A 14,742-nucleotide genomic window follows, 5' to 3' on the forward strand; every position below is an offset into this window, starting at 1 on the left:
GGCGGTAGCGAGGCGTTGGGCGGCGGGCCGGATTCCGGTTCCGCCGCCCGGCCGTTTCCGCAGGCGGGCGCCGCTCGTCGTTCGATCAGGTGTTCGCGGCGGCGGTTGGTATTCAGGCGCTCCGGATAGGCTGGCAGGATGACGCGAGCCGAGCAGCCAACAGTGGTGACCTCTCCCCCAGGGGCACTGGCCGCGGACTCCCGCGAGCGTGCCGTCCGCGCCCTGCTGCGCATCCCCTCCTTGCGGCGGCTGTGGAGCGCCCAGGCCGCCGGGGGCGTCGGTGACGCCCTGGGCCTGCTGGTCCTGCTGCTGCTGGCGCTCCAGGCGGCCGTCACCGCCGGGTCCTTCGGCGGCGGGTACCAGGGGGCCGCCTTCGCGGTCGCCGCCGTACTCGGCGCGCGCCTCCTCGCGACGCTGCTCCTGGGCGCCGTCCTGCTCGGCCCCCTCAACTCGCTGCTGGCTCCCTCGGGCCCGCTCGACCGGCGCTGGACGATGGTCGGCGCCGACGCCGTTCGGGCCCTGCTGCTGGCCGTCGCCCCGGTGTGGATCGACTTCACCGAGAGCAAGGCGCTGGCGTCGCTGCTGGTCACGGCCTTCCTCCTGGGCGTCGCCGAGCGCGTGTGGACCGTGGCCAAGGACGGCGTGGCCCCCACCCTGCTGCCCCGGCCGCCCCTTGAGGGCGCCGCCGTCCGGCCCGTCCCGGACCACGGCGACGCGCTGCGGCGACTGACGCTGCGCACGTCCTTCGTCGCCCTGCCGGTCGCCGCGGCGGCCCTCGTCGCCATCACGCTCGTGAGCAACCTGCTGGGGTCCGGCATCGACTGGTTCCACCAGCACCAGCCGGCCCTCGGCTCGTACCTCGCGGCGGCCCTGTTCAACGCCTCCGGCGTGATCGTGTACTTCCTGTCCCTCCCCGGCGCGCGTGAGACGACCGCGCGCTCCCCGCTGGAGGGCCTGCGCCGGCCCAAGCACGAGCAGGCGCCCGACACGGGGCGGACGGGCGGCATCCCCGTCTTCGTCCTGTCCTGCGCGGCCGTCGCCGGCGCGGTCGCCGCGGCCTTCGGTGTCGCCGTCCTCCAGGCCTACGACCTGGGCGGCGGCCCGGTCGCCAGCGGCCTGCTGGCGCTCGCCCTCACCGGCGGACCGGTCGTCGGCATCCGCGTCGCGGGCCGGATCCTGCCCGGGTTCTCCCGCCGCAGGCTGCTGGCCCTCTCGCTCGCCGTGGCGGGCGTCGCCCTGCTGGCCGCCGGGCTGGTGCCCGACGCCACGACCGTGCTGCTGCTCGTCCTGATCGCGGGCGTCGCGGCCGGCGTCGTGGCGAACACCGGCCACACCCTCCTCGACCAGGAGACCGAGGAGGAGCGGCGCCCGCGCACCACGGAGCACCTGCACGCGGTCGTCCGGGTCACCGCGGCGCTGGCCGCGGTCGCCGCCCCCGTCCTCGCCGCGCTCATCGGCCCGCACCGGGCCGAGAGCGGCAACTTCGTCTTCGACCACGGCGGCGCGGCCTTCACACTGATGCTGATCGGCGCGCTGCTGCTGCCGGTGGGCGCGCTCGTCCTGGGCAAGACCGACGACCGGCACGGGGTGCCGTTCCACCGCGACCTGCTGGACGCCGTCCGTGACGGCGACCCGGTCGAGGCGACGGCGGCCAACGGCTTCTTCCTGGTCTTCGACGGTGGCGACGGCGCCGGCAAGTCCACCCAGGTGCAGGCCATCGCCGAATGGATCCGGTCCAAGGGCCACGAGGTCGTCGTCACCCGCGAACCCGGCGCCACGGCGATCGGCAAGCGGCTGCGCGCCATCCTGCTGGACGTCGCGTCGGCCGGGCTGTCGGACCGGGCGGAGGCGCTGTTGTACGCCGCCGACCGCGCGGAACACGTCAACGCCGTCGTCCGGCCCGCCCTGGAGCGCGGCGCGGTCGTCATCTCCGACCGCTACATCGACTCGTCCGTCGCCTACCAGGGCGCCGGCCGCGACCTGTCCCCGACCGAGATCGCCCGGATCAACCGCTGGGCGACGGAGGGGCTCGTCCCGCACCTGACGGTGCTGCTGGACGTCTCGCCGGAGACCGCGCGCGAACGCTTCACCGAGGCGCCCGACCGGCTGGAGTCGGAGCCCGCCGAGTTCCACGAGCGGGTGCGGAAGGGCTTCCTCGCCCTGGCCGCCGCCGACCCGGCGCGCTACCTCGTCGTCGACGCCGGGCAGGAGCCCGAGGCCGTCACCACCGTCGTGCGCCACCGCCTCGACGAGGCCCTGCCGCTGTCCGCCCAGGAGATCGAGGCCCGCGAGGAGGCCCGCAGGGCCGCCGAGGCCGAGGCCCGCCGCAAGGCGGAGGAGGAGGCGGCGCGCAAGGCCGAGGAGGAGCGGCTGGAGCGCGAACGCCAGGAGCAGCTGGCCAAGCTGCGCGCGGAGGAAGAGGAGCGCAAGCGCCGGGAGGCCGAGGAGGCCCGCCGCCTGGAGGCCGAACGGCAGGCGGAGGAGGCGCGGCAGCGCGCCGAGGAGGCGCGCCGGCTCGCGGACGAGGAGCGCCGTCGCCGTGAGGCGGAGGAGCGCGCCCGGGCCGCCGAGCAGGAGCGGCTGCGCAAGCAGGCCGAGGAGGAGGCGCGGCTGCGCGCCGAGGCCGAGGAGCGGCGCCGGGAGAAGCAGCGGAAGGCCGAGGAGGCGCTGCTGCGCGCGGAGGCGGCGCGGACGGCGGCGGATGGTGCTGCTGCGGACGGTGTTGCCGCGGGCGAGGCCGGCGCTGATGATGCTGCCGGTCCTGATGACGTGCCCACGGTCGAGCAGTCGGCGGTGAAGGCGGAGGCGGCTGATCTCTCGAAGCGGGCGAAGGCGCCGGACGCGGAGCGGACCGAGCAGCTCCGGGTCCCGCCCGTGCACCGGCCGGACCCGCGCGAGACGCTGCTCATGCGGGACGCCGACGAGACGGTGACCGTTCAGTCGCCGCTGGTGCACCGCAAGGATCCGCGGGAAGCGGACAAGGGATCGACCCACGCCGAGGAGGCCGGTGCGGAGGACGTGACGGCCGTGCTGCCGACCACCGGTCCTGCGCGGCCCGCCAAGGAGCCGGCCGGCGAGCCCGCCGGTGAGCCCGCCGGAGCCGAGGACGAGACCGCGTACCTGCCGCCCGTGCGCTCGGACGAGCCCGCGCCGGCCGAGGGCGCTGCTGCTGCCCCTGCTGTTCCTGATGCCGTCGATTCCGGTGGTGCCGAGGACGAGACGACGGTGCTGCCCCCGGTGCCGACCCTTCCGCCGCCGGTGCAGCGGGTCACGTGGGGCATGCGGTCGGGAAAGAACGACGCCTCCGCTGACGCCGACGCGGCCGGTACTGCCGCGAAGGCCGTCGGCCCGACGGACGCCGGGCGGGCCGAGGACCCGGTGGACCGGGTTCCGGACTGGCTGTTCCGGCCCGAGGAGTCCGGCGGTGCCGTGGCGCCGGCGGGTTCCGAAGAGCGCGCTCCGGCGGACGACGCGGACGGCATGCGCACGCGCGAGATGCCGCGCCCCGGCGCCGAGGCGGACGCCCCGGCGGACGCGGCGGACAAGGAGCGCAAGGCCCGGCGCCGCCCGGAGTGGGCCGAGGGCCGACGGGAGGGCGACGACGCCGAGGCGCCGACGCTCGCCGACGACCTCTTCGGCCGGCACGACGGCGACAGCGACGGTGGTCCGGGCGGCGCTTCCGGGCGGCGCAAGGGCCGCTGAGCGACCGCGGGCGCCCGCCGCTTACGGGCGGGTGGACCGCGGCGGGAGCCTGGCCCGGGCCCCGTTGTCAGTGGTCTGCCCCACAATGGGTGACCGGGCAGACCGCAGGACGAACGGGCGCGGAGGACAGCCATGGCGGTATGGGACGACCTGGTCGGACAGGACCGGGTCACGGAGCAGCTCTCCGCTGCCGCCTGTGACGCGGACGCGCTGGTCACGGCCGTGGAAGCCGGTCGCGCGGCGGGGCAGGACGCGGCGCCCGCCGACGTGTCCGGCTCTAGGATGACGCACGCGTGGCTGTTCACCGGACCGCCCGGTTCCGGCCGGGCGACCGCCGCCCGCGCCTTCGCGGCGGCCCTGCAGTGCGTCAGCCCGGACCGGGCGCTGCCCGGCGGCGGCCCCGGCTGCGGGTTCTGCGACGGCTGCCACACGACGCTCGTCGGCACCCACGCCGACGTCGAGATCGTCCGTACGGACCTGCTCTCGATCGGCGTCAAGGAGACCCGCGACCTCGTCCGGCGCGCCCAGCTCTCGCCGGCCGGCGGCCGGTGGCAGGTGATCGTGCTGGAGGACGCCGACCGCCTCACCGAGGGCGCGGGCAACGTGCTGCTCAAGGCCGTGGAGGAGCCCGCTCCGCGGACCGTCTGGCTGCTGTGCGCCCCCTCGCTGGAAGACGTGCTCCCGACGATCCGCTCCCGCTGCCGGTCCCTGACCCTGCGCACGCCGTCCACCGCGGCCGTCGCGGACGTGCTCGTCCGGCGGGACGGCATCGAGCCGGAGCTGGCCGGCCGGGTCGCCCGCGCCACGCAGGGCCACATCGGCCGGGCCCGCCGCCTGGCCACGGACGAGCGGGCTCGCGCGCGCCGCGCCTCGGTGCTCAAGCTGCCGCTCCGGGTCGACGACGTGGGTGGCTGCCTGAAGGCGGCGCAGGAGCTGATCGACGCGGCGGCCGAGGACGCCAAGCAGGTCGCCGAGGAGGTCGACACCAAGGAGACCGAGGAGCTGAGGGCCGCCCTCGGGGCCGCGGCCGGCACCGGCGGCCGCCTGCCGCGCGGCACGGCCGGCGCCATGAAGGAACTCCAGGACAAGCAGAAGCGCCGGTCCACCCGTACCCAGCGCGACAGCCTGGACCTGGCCCTGACCGAGCTCACCGGCTTCTACCGCGACGTCCTCGCCCTCCAGCTCGGCTCCCGCGTCGAACTGGCCAACGACGACGACCGGGACACCCTCCGGCGCATCGCCTCCGCCTCACGCCCCGAGCACACCCTGCGCCGCATCGAGGCCATCGCCGCCTGCCGCCAGGCCCTCGACCGCAACGTGGCCCCCCTGCTCGCCGTCGAGGCCATGACGATGGCCCTGCGGGCGGGGTGAGGCCAGAGACGGAGAGCGGAACGGCCGGGCACTTCGATGCCCGGCCCGCGCGGCGCCGCCTGTGCCACAACGAAAAAACCCAGGTCACACTGGGTGTGACCTGGGTTTCGCCGGAGCCGCCTGCGGGATTTGAACCCGCGACCTACGCATTACGAGTGCGTTGCTCTGGCCAACTGAGCTAAGGCGGCAGTGCTGCCGGGCCGAGATCGGCATCAGCAGCGGGCCCAAGTCTACACAGTTCCGGAGGGTGCTCCGTACCGGGCGGTCCTACGGGCTGATGAGCAGGCCAGAGCGGGGGCGGGGAAGGGGGGTCAGGAGCAGCGGAGGCCGGAGCGAGGGGGTGTGCCGGTGAGGAGGTAGGAGTCGATCGCGGAGTCCACGCAGGAGCTGCCGCGGGTGTAGGCGGTGTGGCCGTCGCCGTCGTAGGTGAGGAGGTGGCCGGAGGAGAGCTGGGAGGCGAGGGAGCGGGCCCAGGGGTAGGGGGTGGCGGGGTCGCGGGTGGTGCCGACGACGAGGATGGGCGCCGCGCCGCGGGCCGTGATGCGGTGGGGGTGGCCGGTGGCGTGCGTGGGCCAGTACGCGCAGCTCAGGGAGGCCCAGGCGAGGACTTCGCCGAGCACCGGCGAGGCCTTGCGGAAGGCCGGGAGCGCCTGGCGGACGTCGTCCGGGCCGTGGAAGGCGGGGGGTGCGTCCAGGCAGTTCACGGCGGCGTTGGCGGCCATGAGGTTGGAGTACGAGCCCTTCGCGTTCCGCTCGTAGTAGGCGTCGGAGAGGGCGAGGAGCACGGAGCCGTTGTCGGCGGCCGCCAGGGCCAGGGCCTTGCGGAGGGCGGGCCAGGCGGCCTCGTCGTACATGGCCGCGATCACGCCGGTCGTCGCCAGGCCCTCGGTCAGCCGGCGCGGCTGGCCGGTGGGGAGCGGGTGGGCGTCGACCTTCGCGAGGAAGGAGCGCAGGCGGTTCCCGGCGTCCTCGGGGCCGCGGGTGCCCAGCGGGCAGTCGGTGTGGCGTGCGCAGTCGCGGGCGAAGGCGGTGAACGCGGTCTGGAACCCGGCCGCCTGTTCGCGGTTGACGCGCTCCTGGTCGAGCGAGGGGTCCAGGGCGCCGTCCAGCACCAGCCGGCCGACGCGGGACGGGAAGAGCTCGGCGTAGGTGGCGCCGAGGAAGGTGCCGTAGGAGGCGCCGACGTAGTGCAGTTTCTCGTCGCCGAGCAGGGCCCGCAGGACGTCCATGTCCCGGGCCGCCTCGACGGTGGAGACGTGGCGCAGGACTCTGCCGGCCCGGGCCGCGCAGCCGTTGGCGAACTTCTTCAGGTTCGCCACGAAGCGGCGGGTCTCCACGGAGTTCTGCGGGGTGGGGTCGGACTGGGCGTAGCCGTCCATCTCGCCGTCCGACAGACAGGTGACCGGGGTGCTGCGGCCGACGCCGCGCGGGTCCACGGCGACGAGGTCGTAGCGGGCCCGGACGGACGACGGGTACTTCGCGGCCACGTGGCCCTGCAGGTAGCCGATCGCCGAGCCGCCCGGTCCGCCCGGGTTGACCAGCAGGGACCCCAGGCGTTTGCCGGGTCCGGCGGCCTTTTTGCGGGACACGGCGAGGGTGATGTCGCCGCCGCGGGGGACGGAGTAGTCCAGCGGCACCTTCATGTCCGCGCAGTCGAACGCGGCGCTCTTTCCGCTGCCGCAGGAGTGCCAGCGCAGTTTCTGGGCGTAGTACGGCCGCAGGGGTTCCGCGAGCGCGGCGAGGTCGGTGTCGGTCGCGTCGGTCGCGCGGGAGGTGTCGGTGGTCGTCGTCTGGACGGACGCGCCGGGGGCGTCGGGGTCCATTGGCGCGGCCGCGGCCGGTCCGGGGCCGCCGGCGGCCAGCGCGGAGAGCAGGAGGGCCGCGGCGGCGGCCAGGGTGCCGGAGGTACGGAGCAGGCGGCTGTTGTCCATCGGCAGGTCCCTCTGTGTGGCAGACAGGTGGGCGTGCGGCGTACGGCGTGCGGAAACCACGGGAGACGTGGTGCTTCTGCCCGCATACGGGCGGGTTCGCGGGCCGTACCGGGCCGGGCACGGGTGTACGGAGCGTATCCGGGCGGACACCGGAAAGGGGTAGTCCCGGCGGTCAGGTCGCCTCGTACGAGTGAGGATTCACCCGGGTTGTGGTGTCCTCGGGCCTCCTGTGCTCGGCCGGTCGGCGGGGGGTGTCGGGGGCGCCGGGGGCGTCGGGAGTGTTGGGAGTGCCGAGGGTGTCGGGAGGTGTCCGCGCGAGGGTTTTCCCAAGGGCGTGAGGGTTTTCCCGAGGGATTTCTGCGGCCTCTTGACTCTGGGCATATGAGGAGCAAACTGGTCATACACCAGCCAACGGTGAGAGCCGCACCGTCGATGAAGACGTTCATCGGCCCGAGTGACCCCCATCTCGTCGACTGGCCAGGCCCCCGGGAGAGCCCCTGCCGGGATCGGAGCCGCGGGCGACGGCCCGGACTCGCGGTCCGGTGTGGAGCACCGGGGGCTGACGTATGTCCGCCGTCGGGCGGCCGTACGTCGGCTGTCATGTGGCCGCCGTCGCATGGCCGCGGCCGTGTGCGGCTGCGAGGGGAATCTTTTCTTCCGGCTGGGGGACGGTTTACCTGTGCTGGCGCTGTGCCCAACTCTCCTGCGAATTCGCGCATTCGCCAGTGCGTAGAGGCATGGCCCCCACCCCGCGTCGGAACCGCGACCGGCGCTCCGCATAATGGCGCGGTCGGCGAGAGTGGGGCCGGGTGGCGTGTTGCCGCCGGGTGGGGTGCCGACGCGATACCGGGGGGAACATGTCAGGCGAGCACGCCGTCGCGCCGTCGAATCACGCCGTCGCGCAGCAGGGTCACGCCATCGCGCTGGAAGGTGTCGGCAAGACCTACAACACCACGGGCGCCTCGCCCGCCGTCCGCGCGCTCGACGACGTCTCGGTGACGTTCGGGCGGGCCACGTTCACCGCCGTCATGGGCCCCTCGGGCTCCGGCAAGAGCACGCTGCTCCAGTGCGCCGCCGGTCTGGACCGGCCGGACGCGGGCCGGGTCCACGTGGACGGTGTCGATCTGGGACCGCTCTCCGAAAGACAACTGACCGAGTTTCGGCGCGAACGGATCGGCTTCGTCTTCCAGGCGTTCAACCTCCTCGGCTCCCTCACCGCCGCCCAGAACGTTGGTCTCCCGCTCCGGCTCGCCGGACGCCGTCCCGACCGCCGGGCGGTGCGCGAGGCTCTCGAACAGGTCGGACTGGCAGGGCGGGAGGGGCACCTGCCCTCCCAGATGTCGGGCGGCCAGCAGCAGCGCGTCGCCATCGCCCGCGCCCTGATCGCGAAGCCACAGGTGGTGTTCGCGGACGAACCCACGGGCGCCCTCGACAGCGTCAGCGGACGCACCGTCCTCGAACTGCTCCGCACCCTCGTCGACGTCCGGGGCCGTACCGTCGTCATGGTGACCCACGACCCCGGGGCCGCCTCCTGGGCCGACCGGGTCCTCTTCCTCGCCGACGGCCGCGTCCGCGACGAGCTTCACGGCGCCGGCGCCCAGCTGATCGCGGAGCGCATGGCCGGCCTCGAACCGGCCCGCGCCCACGCGGGGCCGCACGACCACACCTCGGGGAGACACCGTTGAGCGGCCCGAGCGGAACGCCGCGCGGACTGCCCTTCGCCCTCCTGCTCCCGGTCGCCGCCGCCTCGCTGCGCAAACGGTGGACCGCCTTCGCCGGCTCGTTCGTCGCGCTCACCCTCGGTGTCGCCCTGATCGGCGCCACCGGCCTGCTCACCGAGGCCGCCGCCGACGTGGAGAGCCCCGACCCGGCCGCCCCTTCGCTCAAGAAGCTGCTCACCTTCACGGCGGGCGTCTCCGGCTTCGTCTCCGTCTTCGTCGTCGCCTCCACCTTCGCGTTCGCGGTGGCCGCCCGCCGGCGCGAGACCGCGCTGCTGCGTGCCGTCGGAGCCACGCCCCGGCAGGTCAGAGGGCTGGTGCTGGGCGAGGCGCTGCTGGTCGCGCTGGTGGCGTCCGGGTGTGGTGCCCTGCTGGCGCCGGTCCTCGCGTCGCCGCTCGCCGACTGGCTCGTCCGGCGCGCCGTCGCCCCCAAGGGCTTCTCCGCCCCCACGACACCCGGCCCCCTGCTGATCGCGGTCGCCGTGGAGGTCGTCGTCGCCCTGCTGGGCGCCTGGGTCGCGGCCCGGCGGGCGGGCCGCGTGCGCCCCACCGAAGCGCTCGGCCAGGCGGCCGTGGACCGGGGGCGTACGACGGTCGGCCGCGTGCTGTGGGCCGTGCTCGCCCTCGCGGCCGCGGTCGCCGTCCCCCTGCTGCTGGCCGCGATGCCCGAACCGCTGCGGCGGGACCCCCAGTTGCGCGATCCGCGCAATCTGCCCGACTGGGCCCTGGTCTGCGACCTGCTGGCCATCTCCACGGTGGCGCTCCTGGCCCCGCTGCTGGTACCGCCGCTCGTACGGCTCCTCACCCTGCCGGTGCGGCTGTCCGCCGGCGCGATCGGGCTCCTCGCCCGGCAGAACGCGCTCACGGCCGTCCGTCGGACGGTGTCCACGGCCACGCCGGTGTTCCTCGTCGTCGCACTCGCCGGCAGCGTTGTCGGCTCCACCGCGGCGTTCGCCGAGGCGCGCGACGAGCAGACGCGGGCGGCCCTGCGCGCCGACTACGTCATCGAGGCGGACGGCCCGAAGGGCGTCCCGCCCGAGTTCACCCTGCCGGCCCCCGACGGCCGGGACGAAGGCCCGGAGGAGGGCGGCCGGGTGGGCGCGTTCGGCCGCATGGGGACGGGCGGCCGGATGGGGACGGGCGGCCGGATGGGCCTGGACGTCACCGCCGTGGGCGACACCCCGCTGACGGGCCTCGACGCGCGGGCCGGGAGCGGCGCGGCGGACGCGATGGTCACCACCGCCACGGTGGTCGACGGAGACATCACCAGGGCTTGGGAGCTGCCGGCCGAGGCCGGTTCCCTGGCCGACCTCAAGGGGCCCGGCACGGTGGCCGTCTCCACCGGGCTCGCGAAGAGCCGGCACTGGCGGCTCGGCGACCGCCTGTCCGCCGGCCTGGCCGACGGCACGACGGCCACCCTGCGGGTGGTCGCGGTCGTCCGTACACCGCTGAGCCTGAACGAGGTCCTCGTCCCGTACGCGGCGGTGGCGGGCCACGACCGGTCCCTGCGCGCCGACACCGTCTACCTGTCCGCCAGTACCAACGGGTCCGTCTCCGTGGCCTACGCGGCGGAGGACGACGGGGAAGACGCGAGCGGGGTGCGGTTGACGACCGCCGGTGAGTGGACGGGCGGCAACGACAGCCCGCAGAACCGCTACCTGTGGATCGCCCTGGCCGCCATCCTCGGGCCGGCCGTGCTCTACGCCCTCATCGCCGTCGTCAACACGATGGTCATGTCCACCGGCGACCGCCTCCGCGACTTCGCAACCCTGCGGCTCACGGGCGGCAGCGACCGCCAGGTCCTCGGCATGGTCGCCGGGGAGGCGGTCCTGACGACGGCGACGGCCGCGGCCCTCGGACTGCTGGTCACGCTCGCCACGCAGGCGACGACGGCCTGGCTCTACAACGGGTGGATCGACGGCGCGGCCGTCCCCGCCTTCCGGCTCCCGTGGGCGGTGACCTGCACGGCCGCCGGTACGTGCCTCGTCCTCGCGCTGCTCGCCTCGCTCGTCCCGGCCCGGCTCGCCCTGCGTGGACGGGCGTTGGACGCCGTCGGCGGGCGGGAGTGAGACCGCCGGGGCTCCCGGGACGTCCGGGATGATGGCCGCAGCCCGACGGCCGTATGCCGACGACGTTTCGGCGTCGGCTTGGACCACCGCACAGCCAGGAAAGACGGAAAGAACGTGAACAACCCGAACCCCTCCGACCAGCCGAAGGACGCCGACGCCGGGCGGGACGGATCCTCGTCGCCGGACCAGCAGTTGGCGCTGTGCATGTCCCTCGGCCTGTCGGCCGGCCTCGCGCTCGGCTTGCTGTTCGACAACATCGGGCTCGGCCTGTCCCTGGGCATGGGGGTGGGCAGCATGGTCGGCCTCGCCCTCCGCGCGCGGCGCGGGCAGGCGGAGGAGCCGGCGGGACCGGACGGAGGGCAGGGCGGCCCCGTCGGCGGCGCCTGACCGGTTCGTCGGCTGGCCGGATTCCTCTCCCGCCCGTTGCCGGGGACTTCCTCCCGCGCGATGATCACGTCTCGCAGCGACTCGATCACGCAGAGGACTGGAGATCGGACATGGCATTCCGCATCGCGCTCCGCGCCGTCGCCCCGACCCTGGCGGCCGCGGCGCTGACGTTCGCCGTCGCGCAGGGCGCTCCGGCGGCCGCGGCGGCGCACCCGGGCATACCGGCGCCCGCCGCACCGAGCGCGTCCGCCGCGACCGCTTCGAGCACTCCCACCACTCCGGCACGTCAGTCGGCACCGACGGACGACAATCCGTTCCGCGCCATGGAGTTGGAGGGCCTGAAGGCGGAGTACCGCTTCATGTGCCCGGCCGGCCGCTGCGTCGGCTACTGGTCGCTCGCCCTCACCGAGGACCGCCTCAAGCGGCACTACCAGGGCGGGGAGTTCTTCGCCTACGCGCCCGCGAAGGGTGAGTTCGGCTTCTTCGTCGACACGGACATCGTCTACCGCACGGTGAAGAACCCCCGCCAGGTCCGGCTGGTCGACAGCGACTTCACGCGGCGGAACGCCCGTATCGAGATCCGCTACGGCAACCCGGAGCGGCCCCGCCAGGCGGACGTGGTCGCCACGGCGACGACGTGGATGTGACGGCCTCCTGAGGCTCTCCGCTCAGGCATCCCTGCCCACGCCTCCCTGCTCACCCCTCCCTGCTCACACCTCCCTGCTCACCCCTCCGCGGCGGCGAACGGGCCGCCGGGGCCGAAGACCCGCTCGGCGAAGCGTTCGCCGATGCGGCGGTGCCCGCCGTCGTCCGGGTGGAGGCCGTCCGGCAGCGGTACGTCGGCGAAGTCCGGCTCGCCGTAGAGGGCGAGGCCGTCCAGGTAGTGCAGGTTCGCGTCGTCGGCCGCCCGCTGCGCGGTGATGCGGGCGAGCTCGTCCCGGATGACGGTCAGCGTGAGGCGCGTGGGGTCCGACGGGTCGCCGAGGGCCCGGAAGGAGAGCCGGTTCTCCTTGAAATCGGGCATGAGCGGTCCCGGGGTGTTCTCCTGCAGCGGGCAGAAGACGGGCGAGACGACCAGCAGCGGCGTGGTGGGGTGCCTGTCGCGGAGGGTGTCCAGGAACCCGTGGACGGCCGGGGCGAAGGCGCGCCGCCGCATCAGGTCGGTGTTGACCACGTTGATCCCGATCTTGACGCTGATCAGGTCCGCGGGCACGTCGCCCATCGCACGGGCCACGAACGGGTCGAGCAGGGCGTTGCCGCCCAGGCCGAGGTTGACCAGCTCGACGCCGCCCCGCGCGGCGGCCAGCGCCGGCCAGGTGGCGGTGGGGTGCGTGGCGGCGGAACCGTGGCTGATGGAACTGCCGTGGTGCAGCCACACCCTGCGGCCGCGGTCGGGCACGGGCTCCACGGGCGCGTCCGTCCGAAGGGCTACCAGTTCCGTGGTCTCGTCGTGCGGCAGCCAGATCTCGACGTCCTTCGGCTCGCCGGGCAGCCCGTCGAACCGGAGGGTGGCGGACGGGCCGGGGGTGACGACGGAGGTCTGGGCGGCCATGTCGACCGTCCGCACGTTGCCGCCCTCGGCCACGGCGCGCCCGGCCGGGCGGCCGTCGACGAGCAGGTCGTACACGCTGTCCGGCCGCGCCGGCAGGCCCTGGTAGACCGTCTTCGTGGGGAGCACGTCCAGCTCGACGGCGGTGGCGCCGGTCCGGAAGGCCAGCCGGACGCCCGAGGGCTGGGACTCCGCGGACAGCAGGCGCTCGTCCGGGAACCGCTGCCGGACCCAGGTGGGCAACCGGTGCGGCAGCAGGCCGCGTTCCGTGCGTTCCAGTTCGAGGGCGCCGCGCACGATGCCGGCGTCGATCGGGGTGGTGATCCAGTCGGTCACGTCGAACTCCTTACAACGGACGGCACATGACGGAACGTCACGGCGCCCGCGTCACTTCACGAAGCGGCGAGGCAGGACGTACCCACCCTAAGCGCCCCCACTGACATCGGTCCGAGCCCCGTCCGAGGGGGACGTCGTTCCCATCGCGGCCCGGATCCTCGGCTCCGCCCAGTCCAGCCAGCCCAGGTACCACTCGGCGAAGGTCAGCCGCTCGGCGCCGCGCCGCTGGAGTGGCACCAGGCCCTCCCCGACCGCGCGGACGTCCTCCCACATCAGGCCGCGCTCCTCGCCGGTCACGACGAGCAAGGAGTAGTAGCCGCAGCCCTGGTGGCCCAGGCGCAGTGTCCCCCAGGTCAGTTCGGCATCCAGCGCGTCCCACCGGGCGTCCCAGGCGGCCCGGTCCCGCGCGTACGTCTCGTCGTCGGGGTAGGCCGCCCGGCGCGGCTCGTTCTCCTCGTGCTCATCGAGCAGTTCCTGGACCGCGCCGGGCCGGAAGGGCCGCGAGGTGACGCCGGACGTCTCCCCGGCCCGCGGCCCGGTCAGCAGAGGGCTCAGCGGCATCACGCCGTACTCCGGCCCCGCCCCGCTCGCCGCCACCTCCAGGAGGAACGAGCGGTAGTCGGCGGGGAGCGCGACGTTCAGGCGCTCCTCGGCGCGGGCCAGTTCGGCCTCGGTGAGGGGCGGCGCCAGTTCGAAGCGGTGACCGCCGTCGAGCCAGACGGCTCCGAAGACGCGGTCCATCACCTCCGGCGTCGTCCGGAGGGCCAGCACCCTCTCGCGCACGCCCGCCCATATGTCTGTCATGTCGGGCGACGTTACCGGGGACCACCGGTCCTTCACCTCCGCATTTCAACCGGGCGGCGGCGTCCCGCCCGACGCCCTACCGCCCTGCCTCGGCCGCGGCCGAGGTCAGGAACTCCTCCCAGGTGCGGGTGCCGAACGAGGCCCCCTCCAGGGACAGGTTCTCGGCGGCGCGGTAGGCGCGGCCCGCCTTGCCGGGCAGGCGCACCGGCAGCATCAGCCGGTGCTTGCCGTACGCCCGCAGGTAGTCGCGGGCGAGGTCGCCCATGCCGTGGACGGTCGGTCCCGCCAGGTCGGGCACGAGGCCGGCGGGCTCGCCGAGGGCCAGTTCCACGAGCCGCGCGGCCACCTCGCGGGCGTCGACGGGCTGCATGCGGAGCCCGCCGGGGACGGGCACCACCGGCGACTTCGCCATCGAGCGCACCGCCTTCAGGACCAGGTCGTGGAACTGCGCCGCCCGCAGCGTCGTCCACGGCAGCCCCGACTCCGCCACGGCCCGCTCCGCGCCCAGCTTGGCCCGGAAGTAGCCCAGCGGGACCTTGTCCGCGCCGATCACGGAGATGTACACGAAGTGCCGCACCCGGGCGTCGGCGGCGGCCCGGACGAGGTTGCGGGTCGCGACGTCGTCGCCCTTCGGCCCGCCCGCGAGGTGGAGGACGGTCTCGACCCCGTCCAGCGCCGCGGCGAGCGCCCGGCCGCCGTCCTCCGCGAGCAGGTCGCAGGCGACGTACTCGACGCCGTCCGCCGCCTCGCGGCCGTGCCTGCTCAGCACCCGCACCTCGCGGCCCGCCTGCCGCAGGAGGGGGACGACGTGGCCGCCCAGGGTGCCCGTGCCGCCGGTGACGAGGATCGGTGACGTCATGACTGCTCCACTGTGT

The 14,742-nt window shown here is 74.7% G+C and carries 10 protein-coding genes and 1 tRNA gene; 6 read left to right on the forward strand and 5 right to left on the reverse strand.

What is annotated here, in order from left to right:
- The first annotated feature begins 138 nt into the window (after nt 1-138).
- Together tmk and JNW98_RS02385 are read left to right on the forward strand one after the other, a co-directional pair.
- Nucleotides 139-3,702 carry a dTMP kinase gene (gene tmk, locus JNW98_RS02380; RefSeq protein WP_223766351.1) on the forward strand — a complete coding sequence of 1,188 codons (3,564 nt, stop codon included), beginning with the start codon at nt 139-141 and terminating at the stop codon, nt 3,700-3,702.
- Between the two features lie 132 nt (nt 3,703-3,834).
- Nucleotides 3,835-5,073: a DNA polymerase III subunit delta' gene (locus JNW98_RS02385; protein WP_223766352.1), complete on the forward strand. Its 1,239-nt coding sequence runs from the start codon at nt 3,835-3,837 to the stop codon at nt 5,071-5,073.
- Nucleotides 5,074-5,187: 114 nt separating this feature from the next.
- Here JNW98_RS02385 and JNW98_RS02390 read toward each other — a convergent pair.
- Nucleotides 5,188-5,261 (reverse strand) — tRNA-Thr (locus JNW98_RS02390).
- 123 nt (nt 5,262-5,384) lie between these two features.
- The gene (locus tag JNW98_RS02395) at nt 5,385-7,004 is read right to left on the reverse strand and encodes an alpha/beta hydrolase (RefSeq protein ID WP_223766353.1); all 1,620 of its coding nucleotides are present in this window, start codon (nt 7,002-7,004) and stop codon (nt 5,385-5,387) included.
- A gap of 857 nt (nt 7,005-7,861) precedes the next feature.
- On the opposite strand from JNW98_RS02395, the gene JNW98_RS02400 reads away from it, so the two are divergent.
- From JNW98_RS02400 to JNW98_RS02420, 4 genes are all read left to right on the forward strand, one after another.
- Nucleotides 7,862-8,689, forward strand: a complete 828-nt coding sequence (locus JNW98_RS02400) for an ABC transporter ATP-binding protein (protein WP_223766354.1) — start codon at nt 7,862-7,864, stop codon at nt 8,687-8,689.
- Entirely contained in the window at nt 8,686-10,791 is a 2,106-nt protein-coding gene (locus JNW98_RS36470) for an ABC transporter permease (RefSeq protein WP_308015449.1), read from the forward strand. Before JNW98_RS02400 ends, JNW98_RS36470 begins: the two co-directional genes overlap by 4 nt.
- A 114-nt stretch (nt 10,792-10,905) precedes the next feature.
- Nucleotides 10,906-11,178 (forward strand): glycine zipper domain-containing protein, encoded by a 273-nt coding sequence (locus JNW98_RS02415; protein ID WP_223766355.1) that lies wholly within the window; start codon nt 10,906-10,908, stop codon nt 11,176-11,178.
- 110 nt (nt 11,179-11,288) lie between these two features.
- Entirely contained in the window at nt 11,289-11,825 is a 537-nt protein-coding gene (locus JNW98_RS02420) for a hypothetical protein (RefSeq protein WP_223766356.1), read from the forward strand.
- A 77-nt stretch (nt 11,826-11,902) separates the two neighbouring features.
- Here JNW98_RS02420 and JNW98_RS02425 read toward each other — a convergent pair whose 3' ends face one another.
- From JNW98_RS02425 to JNW98_RS02435, 3 genes are all read right to left on the reverse strand, one after another.
- A complete protein-coding gene (locus JNW98_RS02425; protein ID WP_223766357.1) occupies nt 11,903-13,063 on the reverse strand; it encodes a GDSL-type esterase/lipase family protein in 1,161 nt (386 codons plus the stop codon).
- A gap of 87 nt (nt 13,064-13,150) precedes the next feature.
- Nucleotides 13,151-13,867 (reverse strand): SMI1/KNR4 family protein, encoded by a 717-nt coding sequence (locus JNW98_RS02430; RefSeq protein WP_223766358.1) that lies wholly within the window; start codon nt 13,865-13,867, stop codon nt 13,151-13,153.
- Between the two features lie 76 nt (nt 13,868-13,943).
- Complete coding sequence (locus tag JNW98_RS02435; protein WP_223766359.1) at nt 13,944-14,726, reverse strand: SDR family oxidoreductase; 783 nt, start codon at nt 14,724-14,726, stop codon at nt 13,944-13,946.
- Between the last annotated feature and the right edge of the window lie 16 nt (nt 14,727-14,742).

Origin of the sequence: Streptomyces huiliensis, from assembly GCF_020037025.1 — a bacterium.
In the GTDB taxonomy this organism is placed as follows: Bacteria; Actinomycetota; Actinomycetes; order Streptomycetales; family Streptomycetaceae; genus Streptomyces; species Streptomyces huiliensis.